The sequence below is a fragment of the Cellulophaga geojensis KL-A genome (assembly GCF_000568425.1).
Lineage (GTDB): Bacteria > Bacteroidota > Bacteroidia > Flavobacteriales > Flavobacteriaceae > Cellulophaga > Cellulophaga lytica.
Genome location: NZ_ARZX01000002.1, coordinates 101,417 through 117,445, shown reverse-complemented (window position 1 = coordinate 117,445; position 16,029 = coordinate 101,417). Strand labels below are relative to the sequence as shown.

Below are 16,029 nucleotides of genomic sequence, written 5' to 3'. Positions count from 1 at the left end.
TAGGGGAATTAAACAACCAAAAGTAAAGTAAACTATATAATGTGCGTTTATATGTAGTTACCATTAATACTGAAGAAACACCTTGACACCAAACAATCGCCTTTATCCAAATTGGGAACAAATTTCCAAACTTAAAAATCCACTTACTGCTGGAGAGATAAAATTGATTGAATTTTTAGATAACAATTTACCTAAAGATGCCAATTGGAGAGATGGAGACAAATTATCGGATTATAAAGGTTGGTTGCTTTTTGCCCAACCTTTCTTAAACGGAACAAGACCTGATGTAATTGTTTACAATCCGTTTGTCGGAATGGTAATATTTGAGGTTAAAGATTGGAATAAAAAACACTATGAGTGGAAAGACCGAAAATTGTATGTTTCAGATGCAAAAGGCTCATATGAAATAAAAAGTCCATTAACACAAGTAAATCACTACAAGGAAAAAATTATTGGACAGTTAGTACCAATAATTGGAGAAACTATTGACGAAGACAAAAAAAATTATGGACTAATAAAAACTGCTCTTTATTTCCATAAAATGACAACAACCGAATCAAGAGATATGTTTGGTTCAAGAATTAAAAATTACGCCTATTTTCCTCTCTTTGGCTATGATTTTCTGAAAACAGAAAATCTTTCTGAAATTGTTCCAGAAGTTAAATACTCAAATAGTAGATATTGGAAACGTGAATGGAATGATGAATTAATGTTTTGGTTAAAACCACCTTATCACAGCATTGAACAAGGAATCCCGCTAAATTTAAGAGGTAATAAAAATAAAGTAGCTCAACCAGCAATAGGTCATCACCGAATTCGAGGAGTAGCAGGAAGTGGAAAAACCCAAGCATTAGCGTATAGAGCAGGAAATCTTGCATCTAAAAATTTTAATGTCTTAATAATATCTTTCAATATAACACTTTGGCACTACATTCGAGATATGATTGCGAGAGCACCATTCGGATTTAGTTGGGAGCAAATTACTTTTACTCACTTTCACGGATTTTGCAAGGACAAACTAAACCAGTTTGGAGCAAAATGGCCTAAATCACCTCAAAGGCAAAATTTCGGTAACCAAGAAGACTACGAAAATGCGTTAGATTATTTTTTTCAAACAACAGTACCAAATACTGTTAGAGGAACATTAGAAGAAAAGGAATATGAAAAATATGATGCAATCTTAATTGACGAGGGACAAGATTATCACTATGATTGGTACAGTTTATTAAATGACCTATTCTTGAATGAAAGAGATGAACTTTTAGTAGTAAGTGATAAAAAACAAAACATTTACGATAGAAAATTGGATTGGGTTGACAAAAGAGTTACTACGTCTGGATTAGATAAGTTTAAAAACCCATATATCGATTTGACTTCAAGTTTCAGAATGCCTGCAAAAGTGGCTGATATGTCAAATGAATTTAGCGACAAATTTGATTTAAATCAAGAATTGAGAGTTGCAAAAATTGTTGGTTCGCCTGTCCTTTTCCATAGTCAACATATAGTTTGGTTAAACATCAACGAAAATAATTGGCTCGATATGATTTTCAAATCCTTCAAAAGGCTACAGAAAGAGGAATATAGTCCGTCCGATATGGTAATTTTACTACCAAGTTTAAAATATGGAATTGAAGCAGTAGCTTTTTTTGAGTCTAAAAATATAAAAGTAAATCACGTTTTTGAGACTGATACAGAAAAACGCTATCATCCACATAAAAAAGCTTTTTGGATGGGAGATAGTAGATTAAAAATTTCAACTATTCACAGCTTCAAGGGTTGGGAATTATTGAATATCGTTCTTTACATACCAAAAAGAGCACCTGAATCGAATAAAAAGCTAGATGCAATAGTTTATACCGCAATTACTCGGACAAGGGAGAATTTAATAGTTTTGAACTCGAATAATAGATATGCCGAATTTGGAAAAAAATTCCCAAAGAAATGGCAAGAGCAATAAAGCACTAATGGCAACAATGTATATAAAAAATAACGATTTTAGTGTTTAATCGAAACAAAATGAATAAATTAATGGTTAGTTATAATCTGAAAAGTTAGTAAGCAGAATTCCTCTACTTTTCATATACAAGACCACTGCCAGCAATACAAGTGATTTAGTGAAATATCTACTTCCTTCTAATCTGATTAATTTGTTTTAAACAAAAGTTATTAACAAGAGAAATGGAATTAACTAACTGATTGTTAGATTGTTGTAAATTTAAAATATTTCGATTGTTAAGTTAATTAACTTGTTAATCTATTTCTTTGTTCACTTACAATAAATAATTCCTATATTTGTATTTATAAAAATGAAAAAAGACCTAAACTTTGCGGGTCAGGTCTTTTAGATTTTTTTTTATAGTTTAACAAAAAAAGCGAGGGGCTGTCTGGCGATGTTACGGAGTTCCTATTCTTAAACAGTGGGTTCGATACCCACCAGCTCCACTTTTTTGTTATAACAAATATAGTTAATTTAATATTATTAACCAAAAACAAGATGTTATGAACACTAAAGAATTTTTAACTAAAAGAATATCAGAACTTGAGAAAGAATTGACTGGACTTAAAGCAGCTTTGTCAGCTTATGAGAATATTGATTTAGCCCCAAATTTAGTTGAAAATCTAAAAACACCTCTTGAAACTCAAGTTTTAAATAACAAAACAAAAGTATATAATGGAACTTGGATAGAAAACATACTAACTGTAATAAAAAACAAAAATAGATTTTTACATAATATAGAAATTGCAAGTGAATTATATAGTACATATCCTGATAAAGACAAAGATTCAGTAAAAAGAAGGGTATCAGCTGTTTTATCTAACGCATTATCTAAAGGAGATATCGATAGTTTAACAAATTACAGATTTACCAAATCAATAAAAGATACTGTTTGGGGAAAAAAGGAATGGATTAACGAAGAAGGAAAAATAAAAAAAGAATATATGTATAAATCAAAAGCAAATAAGAATAACAATAAGACTTTTGACTTTTAAAAAGGACACTTTGCAGAGTGTCCTTTTCGCGGAATTGGAAAGTCCAATTCTTTAATTGTTTAACTTAAACTCATTTTACAATGGCAAAAGTTGTTAGAAGAGTGATTACCGTTCGACCAAGAATCAGAATCACTCGTACAGTGAGAATTACAACTAGAACAACTAGAAAGTAATTCGGATAAAAGGCGGAGATATAATCTTCGTCTTTTTTATTTTACAAATATAGTATTTTTTTGACCCATTTACTGGTAGTGGTGGATTTTTGTTTTCGTTTATCTTTAATTCCTTACTGTTGAAAAAATAAACATTTTTGAATATGTCAATAAACCTATGAACCAATTATAAAGTTCAGTTGCCAACACCGCTTTTAATTAATTGCTAGTTCTAGCCTACTTACAAATCCCGAAGCGTTAGGACTATCGTACTTTCTATTCGGTTTTTATTTGATAACTTTAGTACTTAAACCACGTAACAAACTATATACATCAACGTTAGCAGTAATTAAAGAAATGAAAAAGTTTTTAATCTTAATTTTAATCACAATAGTATTATTTAGCTGTAATAGAAGTTTAGATAAATCTATCATTGAGCCTCTATCACCAAAAGAATTAAACAGATTTTTTAAAACAAAAAAATCATTTGAGAAAGTTTATGAATTCATTAGTAAAACAAGAGATAAAAATTTAAAATCAGAAATTGACAAAGCTAAATATATTGATATTACTTATAATCAGTTCAGAGAATTTGTAAATTTTGCATCCGACACTATATATTTTAATAATATTTATAATATAAATAAAGAAAAATGGAATTCTGAATTTGGAGTATTAGATAAAAAAGTAGATTCAGTTATCTTTCATTGGAAAAACAAAAAGAATCCTCCAATTTCAGTTTTAAAATATTTGGAATACGAAGAAAAAAATAAAAATGATAAGCTTTACTCTTTCTTAGGAAACAATCCTTTTAAGGTAGACATATCTATTGATTTATTTAATGAAAATTATATAAATAGAGATAATTTTATCAAAGATAAGATTGACAAAATACTAGAAAAAAAATATCCGCTTTGCTTTAAATTTAAAGAATTGAACTCCTTTGATTTTGAAATATTGAAAATAAACTCAATACAGTAAATACTTATTTTCTAAGTCTACCAAATTTTTTACTTTGGCTTTAGAATAGGAAAAGATAAAAAAAACAACCCTAGAAGCGTAGGGACTAGCGGACTTTCTATCTGTGATTTATTTGCTAAATTAGGAGCTTAAACACGCAGCTAATCTTAAACAAAATTGCTGTGTGCAACCTAATAATACACTATGGACTTTAAACGAACAGGAATAATATTGTACACTATTGAGTATAAAAAATGTGTAGACTTTTATGAAAACATACTTGAATTGAACAAAATGTTTGAAACTGAAAATTTAACGTGTTTTGAATTTGGTAACTCTTATTTGATGGTAGAGCTAGACGATGAATATAACGGAACACAAACTGAATCTGAACGAATTAAGACTTGTTTACGAATGAACGTTTCAAACGTTAAAATTCTTGCAAACAAACTGATTGAAAAAAATATTGAAGTAGACTACCAAGAACACACTTGGGGAACAATTGCGAAATTTTTTGACCCAGACGGAAATTTATGTGCCTTTAAGGACAATGAAACGTTTGAAAAACAAATTGCAGACGGAATTAAAGTGAACTAAGCAGAAGCAGCAGAAGAAGAAGAAGAAGAAGAAGAAGAAGAAGAAGAAGAAGAGTTAACTAACACTTTTACAAGACTATTTTTATTTGCTAAATTAGGTGTGTAAACACGTTGTAAAACACTAACAAAAACATATGAAAAAGTACTATTATATAATATCAATTATTTTATTGCAATCATTGTTTGCTTGTAAAAATAACTGTACACCAGATATTACAGGAGTAAATTTAACCAATTCCATTTTTCTTACTACAATTGATTCCTTAAAAAGTGTTGATGCTAACAGTTATAGAATTGAACTTCGTTTAGATATAGATCAAATAAATAAAAGACAAGATAAAGATTGCATCCAAGGAGAAAAAGGGCTAAAAAGTAATATTAAAGAGTTAAGTATTGTTTCAAATGCTAATATTTTTAATACTACAGCTGGAGAAAAAATTAATCTTGACAATTTTAGAATTTATGACTATGTCGGATTTATTTCAGATGATTACGGTGAGGATATTGATGCTAATTTTAAAAGATATAGATTAAATGAATGGATTGATATGATCAATAATGACTATAGAGATACATACGACTCAACCTTTAAGTTTTATAATAATTTTTATATCGAATTCTCAGACAAAAACCAGTCAGCAAACAATGTCAAATTCAAATTAATAGTAACACTAATGAATGGTAATGTATTTGAAGCAGAAACAAAGCCTATAAATATTACTTAACTTTAAGTTGCTAACGCATTTAGTCATTAACTATAAATGCGTGTATAACTCCTGGTAACCAACCAATAATAGTTAGTATAAGACTAATTAAAAATGTTTTTCCTATTCCGTGTTTCATAAATACTGCTAATGGTGGTAGTACTATATTTAGTATAATTGTTAGTAATGACATATGTAGTTATTTTAATTAATAATTCTATTTTTCTAAGTTTTTTTTATTCTAGTTATTCTTCTTCTTTCTCATCTACCAACATCCTATGATCACTTTTCTTTAACCCAACAATGGCAATAATATTTGTAACGGTACCATATAACATTAGTATGGTAATAACCATCATTCCGCTAATAATAGAGGAGGAGAATAGTGTTCCCCAATAAATATATTTGTACCACCAAACGGCTACGTTATCTGCTTCTGTAATTGGAATATTAAAAAACTGAAAGAGAATTAATGTACTTATAAAAAGTATGGTGTCAAACTTAGCAATACTTAATACCTGTGTATAGTGTTTCTTTTTAAGTTTTGTTTCTGTACCTGTACTTATCCCCAGTAAAGTTAATAGTAAGGCTAAAATTGTGGCAGATGCCAATATTATGGTATTACAAAGCATATTAAGACCTTGTATAGATGAACTTAACAGTTTTTTAGCCTCATAGCCCGATATGTTACCTAAAATAAAGACACCAAATGCTATAAAAATTGTTGTTACAGCACCACCTATAAAGGCGCGTTTATGATTTTTAAAAAAGTTGCTCATTTTTATATGATCTTATATCCTATGGGTTTAAAACTTCCACCATTACTATCTTTTGCAGAGCAAGCTGTTAAAGCTACAATTAAATCCATTTGGGCTTCAAAACAAACATAATCACCAGATTGTGATGTGGGTGGCTCAACTTTTATTTTCCCAGATTTATTAAAAACAACATTCATAAATATATTAAATGCAGTAGGTATATCATCTTTTTGAATACCGTAGGGCTCTAAATTTTTGTAAAGGTTCTCAAAACAACTTGGGTGGTATTCTTCAATACCGTAAAAATGTTTAAACGTTTTTCTATCACACGGTGCAAGTAAAAAATCGTTTCTACCGTTTGTATCTTCTATAATTTTTACCATTTTATTACTTCTGTTACTCCAGAGGTAATTACCTTTTGTTAGTAAAATAGACTCTTCAAAATCTAATGTTTTACCTGAAGATACTTTCTCTTTTATATCGGTTTTATTCAAAAATAAAATGTCTGATACTTGCTTACCTTCAATATCAATAACCTTAAGTATTTGACCCTTTTTAAGTTCTAAAGCTGCTCCGGATTTTGGTGGTATAGTAATCATTTTTTATGAAATTGGTATGGACATTCCCATTTGTTATTTACTGCTCTTCCGCTATATTGTCTTGCTTCGCTACCAGCTCCAAAATCTTCTAGCATTGGATTTATAGAACCTTGATATTCCTTATCTCTACGCCTAATTAAGTCTCTTACGCGAGTATAACGATTGGTTTTACGAAGTTTATCAAACTGATTATGTAAGTTAAACACAATCATAGGAAATGGTGATGATCTTGCTTTTCTGGAAGCATTAGGATGCATACCAACTATGTAGAACGATTTGCCTAAGATGCTCATACTAAATTTTGGCGAGGATACATCAGAATCTGTACTTTTATCCCATTCATAATCATCCTTACAGTGTAGTTGATACAGTAATTTCCAGAGTGCGTTTTCAAAAGCTAATTCAGTTTTAAATTCGTCATCTTTAAATACGGCAATAAAGGTTTGAAACTTTTTAGATTCATCATTAATTTCATTTAAGTAACTATTTAAATCGTTTAATAGAGTAGGGACACATTGTTTAGAAATTTTACTATAATTATGAATAGATATAGTATCATTTGCAACAACACTTTGTGCCATAACACAAGGATGATCGTCAAGAATAAATTCTTTTACCATATCATCAACAGCAATTGTATTCTCTATTTTGTCCATTGTGTGTAATTCCATTTTTCAATGCATTAATGCGTTTGTATCATTTTTATGCTAAATTAAATGGAGTGTAGTTTAAGCTTTATCTCAATCCGTCATATTATTAACCTTATCAAGTATATAAGAATTTATGCATTATTTCTTCACTTGTATTTTATAAAAAGGCTAGTAGTTTTAGTATTTATATGATACTAATATGGTGCAATTAGCACCATATTACCCAATGCTAAAACTATTTTAGCAGTCTTACACACTTTATTATTTTGTAATATATTTCTTACTAGATTTGTTTCGAAACAACAATGTTAATTACAAAAAACAGACTACTATGAAATTAAAAATTATGAAACCAAAAAAGGTATTTTTAAGTTTTCTTCTGGCATTTATTTGCTTGCTAGGGTACAGCCAAAAACCAAACGGACAAACATCTAATCCGAATGATAATTTTAAATTATTAAACGATTTTTCAGATGAATTTAATACAGGTAACATTAATTGGAGCAAATGGAGTAAAACGGCTAATTTACCAAACACAAAAGCTTGGAAGTGGGATAACAATGCCAATGCTAAACCGGTAAATTATAAAGGTGAGCGCTCTGTTGAGCTTACTATGCGTCAAAACGCCAATAATGCAAGAGATGGCATTACATATTTTAAAAGTGGCTGTTTACAAACTATTAAACAGTTGCCTAAAAACTTTGTAGGTTATGTAGAATCCAGAATTTATGGTGCAGAAATTAACTCTCCAAAAGCAACAGGTCTTGACAAATACAGAGGTGTGTGTCCGTCTTTTTGGTTATACAGTAAGTTTTTTGATAATAAACCAATTGGTGAGGCTGTATACACAGAAATTGATGTTGTAGAACTACAACAATTTGATTTTGATCCTAATGGTCCGGTTGGGCATCAACAAGATTTAATTACAGATGCAGAATCTAATCTTCATTTAGTAAAAAAAGCAAGTTTTGGTAGAGATTGGTTTAGACCAAAACAACCAAAAGCAAGAGCTGCTCAATTAAATAAGTATGAGTTACCAGGTAAATTTGATCCTACAAAAGGTTGGCATACATATGGTTGTGAAATAACACCTACTAAATTATATTTTTATGTAGATGGCGTTAGAGTAGGTAGAGCTTTAGATAATACTTATTGGAGTGATAATCCTATGTATGTTATAGCATCATTAGGTTTAAGAGTACCATTTGTAGCGTTTCAGGGTAATGTATTTGAGCCTGTGAACCCAGAAGTAAATCCTAGAGCAAAAAAGAATATAGATGAAATGCCAGTATCTATGCACGTAGATTATATAAGAGTATGGGAAAAAAATGGTTCTGGAGGAACTAATAATCCTGTTGGTAACTGTTCAACAGCTCCAACTTGGAAAAAATCAGGAAATTTTACAAAAGGAGACAGAGTAAAGCTTAATAATGCAATTTATGAACTAAAAGCTAGTAATGGTAGTTGTAGACCAGGTGGAGCTTCTGGTTGTTCTTCAAACCAATGGACTAAAGTATCTGACTGTACATCTAATAGCAGTATTATTAATACTGACGCAGGAACTGTATATCCAAACCCTGCGAATACAGTAGTTAATGTGGTAGCTACTAAAGGAGATTTTATTAGAGTAATTACTTCTGTGGGTACAGTAGTACGTACTATAAAAGCTAAAAATAGTACTACTGTTATAGATATTTCTGCATTACCACCAGGTTTGTATACTGTTACAATTACTGGTAACAACAAAAATGAAACAAAACAATTGCTTATTCAATAGCTGAAAATTTAAATAAATTAAATAATAAAGGCAGAATTGAGGTTAAACTTAATTCTGTTTTTTTTGTTATTGGGTGTTTTTTACTAGCATACATAATTATGCAACAAACATATTTATCTAGTGAATAAACACTCTTTTTATAAAACGACGTAGGAGGGAAGTGTAATGTGTGTTGAATGGGAATTAATTATTATATAGCCTGTTTACAATACTCTTATATGTTTGCCCTATCGGAATTTTATGCTCGTTTATTAAAATACGATTACCTTCTATAAATTTAATTTTATTAATTGCAACAATAAACGATTTATGAACCCTTAAAAAACTATCTTCATTTAAAATAGTTTCGTAATATGATATTTTTTCGTGGCTAATAAACATTTCATTTTTTAAAAATAGTTTGGTGTAATTACCATAGGCTTCAATATATAACAAATCATTCAAATCTATTTGGAGATACTTTTTATCGCCTTTTACAAATAGGCTAGTAGGGTTGGTATTGCTGTTTGAAACTTCTTGTATTAGCGGTTTAGATGTCTGCAACTTTGAAACCTTATTGACGGCTTTTACCAGTCTGTCAAAACTAAATGGTTTTAAAAGGTAATCGACTACGTTTAATTCATAACCTTCTAATGCATATTCCTTATACGCGGTAGTTATAATTGTTTTTGGTGGTTGGCTCAAGGTTTTTAGGAAGTCGAGACCTTTTAATTTGGGCATATTAATATCCATAAACATAAAATCCACCTTGTGTTCATTAAGAAACTGCATAGCTTCCATAGCGCTATAACAATTATGAACCAATTCTATATGCGGAATTATATGACATAATTCCGTTATGACTTCATGAGCTAAAGGTTCGTCGTCAACAATTATAAACTTAAGCATGCGGTGGTATTTTTAATGTTACTTTATAGGTGTTATCTGTTTTATTAAATAGTAACGTATAGTTTTTACCAAACAATAATTGTAAGCGCCTTTTTAGATTCTCAAGACCTATTCCACCTTCATTAGTATGAGTCCCATCGAAATTATTTTCAATTTCAAATTGCACAAAATTATCGGTATACGTCAGATTCATATGAATGTACGCGTTATTTTTAGACCAGGATTCAACGCCATGTTTAAAAGCATTTTCTAACAAGATAATGAATAGTAAAGGTTTTATTTTTAAATGGGTATCCACATCATAATAACACTGAATATCCACGTCTTTTTTATAGCGGATTTTATGCAATTCGATATAATTAGTTAAATACGCGATTTCTTCACCTATAGTAACAAAGTCCTTTTTACCTTCATAAATGGTATAGCGCATCATATCAGACAATTTTAAAATGACTTCAGGTGCTTTATTAGAATTCTTAATGGTTAAGGCATATAAGTTGTTTAGGGTATTAAAAAAGAAATGCGGATTCATTTGCGCCTGGAGCATGGCTAATTCGGCTTTAGACTTTTCACTTTTCAAATTTTGAAACCATTTCCATTGTTCATAAACCCAAAGGAAAAACAAAATTGGTATGGGTAAAAAGAATACGTAGAATGGATAATCTTTCTTAATGTCTAGATAGGTTTCTAAATCACCATAAAACAGTCTCAAATAAAGGAAATATATAAATAATGGGATGTAAATAAGTGCAATAAGTTTCCAGTACTTTTTTATAAATGCAGGAACCAGTAAATACACAACACCTATCCAAAAACCCATTAATATTATAAAAGTCACAGGATTATCTGGTATATCCATTAAAGTATCTACAACTAATGCTACGATAAAAACAGCAGTAAGCACCATAACTTTAAGTATGGTAACACCTTGACGCTTTATATAGTTGTAATTATGAATAGGTAATGCTATGGACAACCACCAAAACAGGGTAATTAATATAACTTCAAGCGGATCATCATTAGGAATTTTTATAACACCAAAATAATCCAACATATAAAATATGGGTATAATAATTAGTGCCATTAAAAAGGCTCTATATTTTTTGATGTATTCAACCATATAGCAAAAGTAAGTATGTCCTCCTGTATTAACAAGAAAGTTGATAGACACTAATAAAATTTAGTCCAACGCTATGATTTTTTACATGAATGTGATTGATATTGCATTTTACTGTGTATGACTTTATATAAATACCATACGTCATATTAATTATAAAGGAGGTTCTCTTCTTTTTATGTTTGCATTATAATAATAGAAAACGGTACATCAATTAAAAATCAACAGTTATGAATACATTACAAATCAATAATTTAAGCAAGACCTATCCTAATGGTGTGAGAGCGCTAAACAACATTAATTTGGAAATTACCAATGGTATGTTTGGTCTATTAGGCGCAAACGGCGCAGGAAAATCATCCTTAATGCGTACTATTGCGTCCTTACAAGAACCTACTTCAGGAAGCATTTCTTTTAATAAATCTGATATCATTAAAAAACCAGAACACATTAGACAATGTTTAGGCTATTTGCCACAAGAGTTTGGTGTGTATCCAAAAATTTCTGCTGAAAAACTACTAAATCATTTAGCAGTTTTAAAAGGGATTTTAGATAAAAACCAGCGTAAAAAGCAAGTAACAGCGCTGTTGAAGCAAGTTAATCTCTATCAACACAGAAAAAAAGCGGTTTATACTTTTTCTGGAGGTATGCGTCAGCGTTTTGGTATTGCACAAGCCTTATTAGGAAATCCGCAAATTATTATTGTAGATGAGCCAACAGCTGGTCTAGACCCAGAAGAAAGCAATCGATTTTTAAACTTATTGAGTGAAATAGGAGAGAATGTTATTGTTATTTTATCCACACATATTGTTGAAGATGTTAGAAACCTATGTCCTAAAATGGCCATTTTATCTAATGGTGAAATTATTTCAGAAGGAAATCCGAAAGATTTAGTAGCTAGTATTGAAGGAAAAATATGGACAAAAATAATTCCTAAAAATGATATTGAAGTGTATAAAAACACCTTTGATGTGATTTCAACAAAATTAGTAGCAGGTGATACGCAAATTAGAATTTTGTCTAATAAAAAGCCAGAAAAAGACTTCCAATTGATAACACCTAATCTAGAAGATTTCTATTTCGCTTCACTTTTTAATAACCAAACAAAAAAGGCATAAGTTATGTTTAAGCAATTATTAAGATTTGAAACTTTTTATCAGTTAAAACAACGCGCATTTCCTATATTCGTTATTTTGTTTTTAGCCTTAGGAGTTTTTGTTGGTAGACAAGGTTTTGCACCAACTGGAGTTGATTATAATTCAGTTTATCAAGTGTATTTCCATACCAGTTTATTTACATTAGGGAGTGTTTTTATAATAATGTTCTTTGCCATTAGTGCTATGCTTCGTGATAAGCAGCACAATATGGAATCGCTTATTTACTGTTCTTCAATACAAAAGTCTTATTATTTCTTGAGCCGGTTTTTAGGTACGTTTATATTTAGTGTTTTAGCTTTTACACCTTTTATATTAGGCTATATCTTTGGAAACTATTCTTCTGATTTGGATGCAGAACGTATAGGTGATTTCCAATTGCTAACTTATGTTCAACCATGGTTATATATTGTTGTGCCTAATTTGTTTATATGTTCAGCAATCATATTTTCTGTGTGTACCTTAACAAAAAATAGTATAGCAACTTATGTAAGTGCCGTATTTGTTTATATGTTATATTTTGTTTGTTCTCTATTTTTAAATTCGCCTATACTAGCACAATCTGTTCCTGCTTCAGCAGAAGCTATGGCTTTTGCAGCAATTGTAGACCCCTTTGGTGTGGCTGCTTTTTTTGAGCAAACACAATATTGGACACCTTTTCAAAAAAACTCACAATTACTATCGTTTTCTGGATTTTTTTTATGGAATAGATTGATTTGGATCGTCGTTGGTTTGGGAATATTACTTGCAACCTACATGATGTTTTCGTTTAGAAAAATCACTAAAAAAGTTAAAAAAGCCAATAAACCAATAAGCAAAAACACCCAATTAGTGGCTTATAAACCATTATCGACAGTACATAATTTTAAAGCACAGTATTTAGCATTTTTCTCTTTGTTAAAGATCGAGTTGAAAAGTGTGTTTAAGAGTTTGCAATTTATTGCCATATTGATTATGTGGTTAGCTATAGTTTTTTCAGAATTGTATAGTACCGTTATTAGTGGTGGCGAATATGGTGTGAGTCAATACCCATTTACAAACCAACTTATAAGTTTAATAGTAAATCCGTTAACGCTTTTTAGTCTTATTTTAATAATTTTTTATAGTGCTGAAATAGTTTGGAAAGAACGCAGCTTAAACTTTAATTTAATTATTGATGCCGTACCAACAAAAAATAGTGTGTTTTTTCTTGCAAAGTTGTTTGCAATCTTGTTATTACCTGTCATTATTATCACTACAGGAATAATTATGTGCATCTTGTTTCAGATATCTTTAAACTATAGCAATTTTGAGTTTGGCCTATACACATCGTTATATTATCATTTAGGATTACAACTTGCTGTATTTAGTATGATTGCCTTATTTATAAATAGTTTAGCAAGAAGTAAGTATTTAGGCATGGGTATCTTCGGTTTTATTGTATTGTTAAGTTTTAAATCTGATGCATTAGGACTAGAACATCCATTAACAAGTCTTGGTTTTATGCCAAGAATTTCCTTTACAAATATGAATGGTTTTTATGGCAGTTTAAGCCTATTCAATCATTTAGCTATGTATTGGTTATCCTTAGGATTACTGCTGGTACTCATATCTTTTAAAATATGGAATAGAGGAGTAGTGGCTAATTTTTCAACGAAACTAAAGCAATTTAAATATGGCTTTACAACTATTCAAAAAGTATTGTCTTATCTTTTAATTGTAGTATTTATTGGTTTCGGAAGTTTGATTTTTTACAATATGAGTATTGTTTCAGAGTATGAAACCAGAGCCGATAATTTAGATTTTAGAGAACAGTATGAGAAAAAGTTCAAACAATATGAAAATTTAGAGCGACCATATTCCATATCCAGAAAAACTGAAGTTGCTATTTTTCCAGAAGAAAGTCGTTATACCCTAAAAGCGGACTATATATTGAAAAACGGAAGTGACCAACCCTTATCAAAAGTTTTTGTCACAGAACGTCTTCCTTTAGAGTCTATAACTATTGAAAATGCAAATTTAGTAACATATGATTGTGTTTATGGTATTTATATATTTCACTTTGGAAAACCGTTACAGCCCAACGATACTGTACGCTATACTTTTGAATTGAAACACGAACTTAATGGTTATGAAACGGACAAAACCATTGTAAATAATGGTACTTATATAACTCACAGAAATTTTGAGCCTATGTTGGGATATAGTTCTGGAATAGAAATTACTAACAAAGTAGAACGAAAAAAACGGAATTTACCAAAGCGAGAAGAAGACATTATTTCTGATGAACATATTGCTCTTGAAAATTTTAACAATGAAAAAACAAACTTTGAAACCATTATATCTACAAGTAGCAACCAAACGGCATTGAGTTCTGGTAGCCTTGTTAACAAATGGTCAGAAAATAATAGAAACTATTATCATTATAAATCTGAAAACAAAGTAATACCTATGATTGCTTATTTATCTGCAAGCTATAAAACTAAAAAGGTGGATTATAAAGGCATTACTATTGAGCAGTATTATGATTCAGCACATACATTTAATATTGAAGACATTGAAAACAGTACCAAACAAACCCTAGATTATTGTGAGGAAAACTTTGGAGATTATGCATTTAACCATGTTAGAATAGCAGAAATTCCTTCACATTGGTCATTTGGTGGCTTTGCGCATCCTGGAGTGATAAGTATGGTTGAAGACCGCTTGTATTTAGCAGATGTTAGAAACGACGAGACTTTCAATCTAGTTGCTAAAAGAACCATTCATGAAGTGGCTCATCAATATTGGGGACATACGTTGTCTGCAAAACCAGTTGCAGGTGGATCTATTTTTGTAGAAGGTTTTGCAAAGTATACCGAAGCCGTTATCATGGAAAAGATGTATGGCAAACGTGCTGTCTATGAATTGAGTGAAAATGCTAGAAGGCGTTATTTTTCAGGAAGATCTTTTGCAAGTGACCTAGAACCACCAGTTTATAAAGTTCTTGGTCAAGGCTATATTTCTTATGGAAAAGCATTACACGTTATGTTGGCGTTGCGAGACCTTATTGGCGAAGAACAAGTTAATTATGTTCTAAAAAAGTTAACCGATACATATCGTAATTGTAACACTTTAGAAGCCAATACAATCGAATTTTTGCATTTGCTTTATAACGTTACACCAAAAAAGCAGCATAACTTAATTGACGATTGGTTTAAAAAAGTAGTTACTTACGACTTAAGCATAAAGGAAAGTTCTTATGTAGAATTAGAAAATGGGACTTATGAGGTTAAAGCGATTATAAAAGCGAAACGTTTTGAAACTATAAACAATGGTGAAATAGTACCAATAGGAATAAACGAACCTATTAAAGTTGGAGTTTTTACAACACATCCATCATTAGTAAAAGAGGATAGTTCTGTATTGTATTATGAGTCAAATTTAATTAGCGATGACATCACTGAAGTAAAGTTTATTGTAAGCGCCCCCCCCAATTACATAGCTATTGATCCTTATGGAACACGGTCTGATGAGAATTTAGTTGATAATATATATAGATTTTAATAAAAGGAATTCTAAAAAATAGAATCTCGATGTTAAACTTGGCCTCATAACCCCAAAGTTTCGGGGTGGTTAAAACAATAGGAGAAATGAGCGTCCATATTTTAGGCTATCCAAATGCAATTATCCAGTGGATGATTGTATTTGGATATAATACTTTA

The 16,029-nt window shown here is 30.3% G+C and carries 15 protein-coding genes; 8 read left to right on the top strand and 7 right to left on the bottom strand.

Translation table 11 applies throughout. The features are described from left to right. Positions 1–82 precede the first annotated feature (82 nt). The 4 genes from KLA_RS02805 to KLA_RS02790 all read left to right on the top strand — a co-directional run bounded on the left by KLA_RS02805 (position 83) and on the right by KLA_RS02790 (position 4,700). Entirely contained in the window at positions 83–1,957 is a 1,875-nt protein-coding gene (locus tag KLA_RS02805; RefSeq protein WP_034643619.1) for a nuclease-related domain-containing DEAD/DEAH box helicase, read from the top strand. Between the two features lie 542 nt (positions 1,958–2,499). Further along, a complete protein-coding gene (locus KLA_RS02800; RefSeq protein WP_034643617.1) occupies positions 2,500–2,991 on the top strand; it encodes a hypothetical protein in 492 nt (163 codons plus the stop codon). Positions 2,992–3,500: 509 nt separating this feature from the next. After that, positions 3,501–4,124 (top strand): hypothetical protein, encoded by a 624-nt coding sequence (locus KLA_RS02795; protein WP_034643614.1) that lies wholly within the window; start codon positions 3,501–3,503, stop codon positions 4,122–4,124. A 183-nt stretch (positions 4,125–4,307) separates the two neighbouring features. Next, complete coding sequence (locus KLA_RS02790) at positions 4,308–4,700, top strand: VOC family protein (protein ID WP_013622469.1); 393 nt, start codon at positions 4,308–4,310, stop codon at positions 4,698–4,700. On the opposite strand, the gene KLA_RS18045 is transcribed toward KLA_RS02790, so the two are convergent. Then, positions 4,697–4,861, bottom strand: coding sequence for a hypothetical protein (locus KLA_RS18045; protein WP_161633452.1), 165 nt, complete (start codon positions 4,859–4,861; stop codon positions 4,697–4,699). The genes KLA_RS02790 and KLA_RS18045 overlap by 4 nt on opposite strands. Between KLA_RS18045 and KLA_RS02785 the strand changes: the two genes are divergently transcribed. Next, a complete protein-coding gene (locus tag KLA_RS02785; RefSeq protein WP_013622470.1) occupies positions 4,834–5,424 on the top strand; it encodes a hypothetical protein in 591 nt (196 codons plus the stop codon). The two genes, KLA_RS18045 and KLA_RS02785, sit on opposite strands and share 28 nt — an antisense overlap. A 19-nt stretch (positions 5,425–5,443) precedes the next feature. Here the strand turns inward: KLA_RS02785 and KLA_RS02780 are convergent, their stop codons facing one another. From KLA_RS02780 to gntA, 4 genes are read right to left on the bottom strand one after another with little or no spacing between them, the layout of a single operon-like run. After that, positions 5,444–5,596, bottom strand: a complete 153-nt coding sequence (locus KLA_RS02780) for a YqaE/Pmp3 family membrane protein (RefSeq protein ID WP_013622471.1) — start codon at positions 5,594–5,596, stop codon at positions 5,444–5,446. Between the two features lie 52 nt (positions 5,597–5,648). Continuing rightward, entirely contained in the window at positions 5,649–6,182 is a 534-nt protein-coding gene (locus tag KLA_RS02775) for a hypothetical protein (RefSeq protein WP_013622472.1), read from the bottom strand. Positions 6,183–6,184: 2 nt separating this feature from the next. Further along, positions 6,185–6,760: a DUF1989 domain-containing protein gene (locus KLA_RS02770; protein ID WP_013622473.1), complete on the bottom strand. Its 576-nt coding sequence runs from the start codon at positions 6,758–6,760 to the stop codon at positions 6,185–6,187. Next, positions 6,757–7,431, bottom strand: a complete 675-nt coding sequence (gene gntA, locus KLA_RS02765; RefSeq protein ID WP_051456025.1) for a guanitoxin biosynthesis heme-dependent pre-guanitoxin N-hydroxylase GntA — start codon at positions 7,429–7,431, stop codon at positions 6,757–6,759. The genes KLA_RS02770 and gntA overlap by 4 nt, the downstream gene beginning before the upstream one ends. Before the next feature lie 310 nt (positions 7,432–7,741). On the opposite strand from gntA, the gene KLA_RS02760 reads away from it, so the two are divergent. Further along, positions 7,742–9,187, top strand: a complete 1,446-nt coding sequence (locus tag KLA_RS02760) for a T9SS type A sorting domain-containing protein (protein ID WP_034643610.1) — start codon at positions 7,742–7,744, stop codon at positions 9,185–9,187. A gap of 183 nt (positions 9,188–9,370) precedes the next feature. On the opposite strand, the gene KLA_RS02755 is transcribed toward KLA_RS02760, so the two are convergent. Next, positions 9,371–10,075, bottom strand: a complete 705-nt coding sequence (locus tag KLA_RS02755; RefSeq protein WP_034643608.1) for a LytR/AlgR family response regulator transcription factor — start codon at positions 10,073–10,075, stop codon at positions 9,371–9,373. Beyond that, complete coding sequence (locus tag KLA_RS02750; RefSeq protein WP_034643606.1) at positions 10,068–11,195, bottom strand: sensor histidine kinase; 1,128 nt, start codon at positions 11,193–11,195, stop codon at positions 10,068–10,070. Before KLA_RS02750 ends, KLA_RS02755 begins: the two co-directional genes overlap by 8 nt. Before the next feature lie 227 nt (positions 11,196–11,422). Between KLA_RS02750 and KLA_RS02745 the strand changes: the two genes are divergently transcribed. Both KLA_RS02745 and KLA_RS02740 read left to right on the top strand, forming a co-directional pair. Next, a complete protein-coding gene (locus KLA_RS02745) occupies positions 11,423–12,310 on the top strand; it encodes an ABC transporter ATP-binding protein (protein WP_034643604.1) in 888 nt (295 codons plus the stop codon). A 3-nt stretch (positions 12,311–12,313) separates the two neighbouring features. Next, entirely contained in the window at positions 12,314–15,871 is a 3,558-nt protein-coding gene (locus KLA_RS02740; protein WP_034643602.1) for an ABC transporter permease/M1 family aminopeptidase, read from the top strand. Positions 15,872–16,029 lie beyond the last annotated feature (158 nt).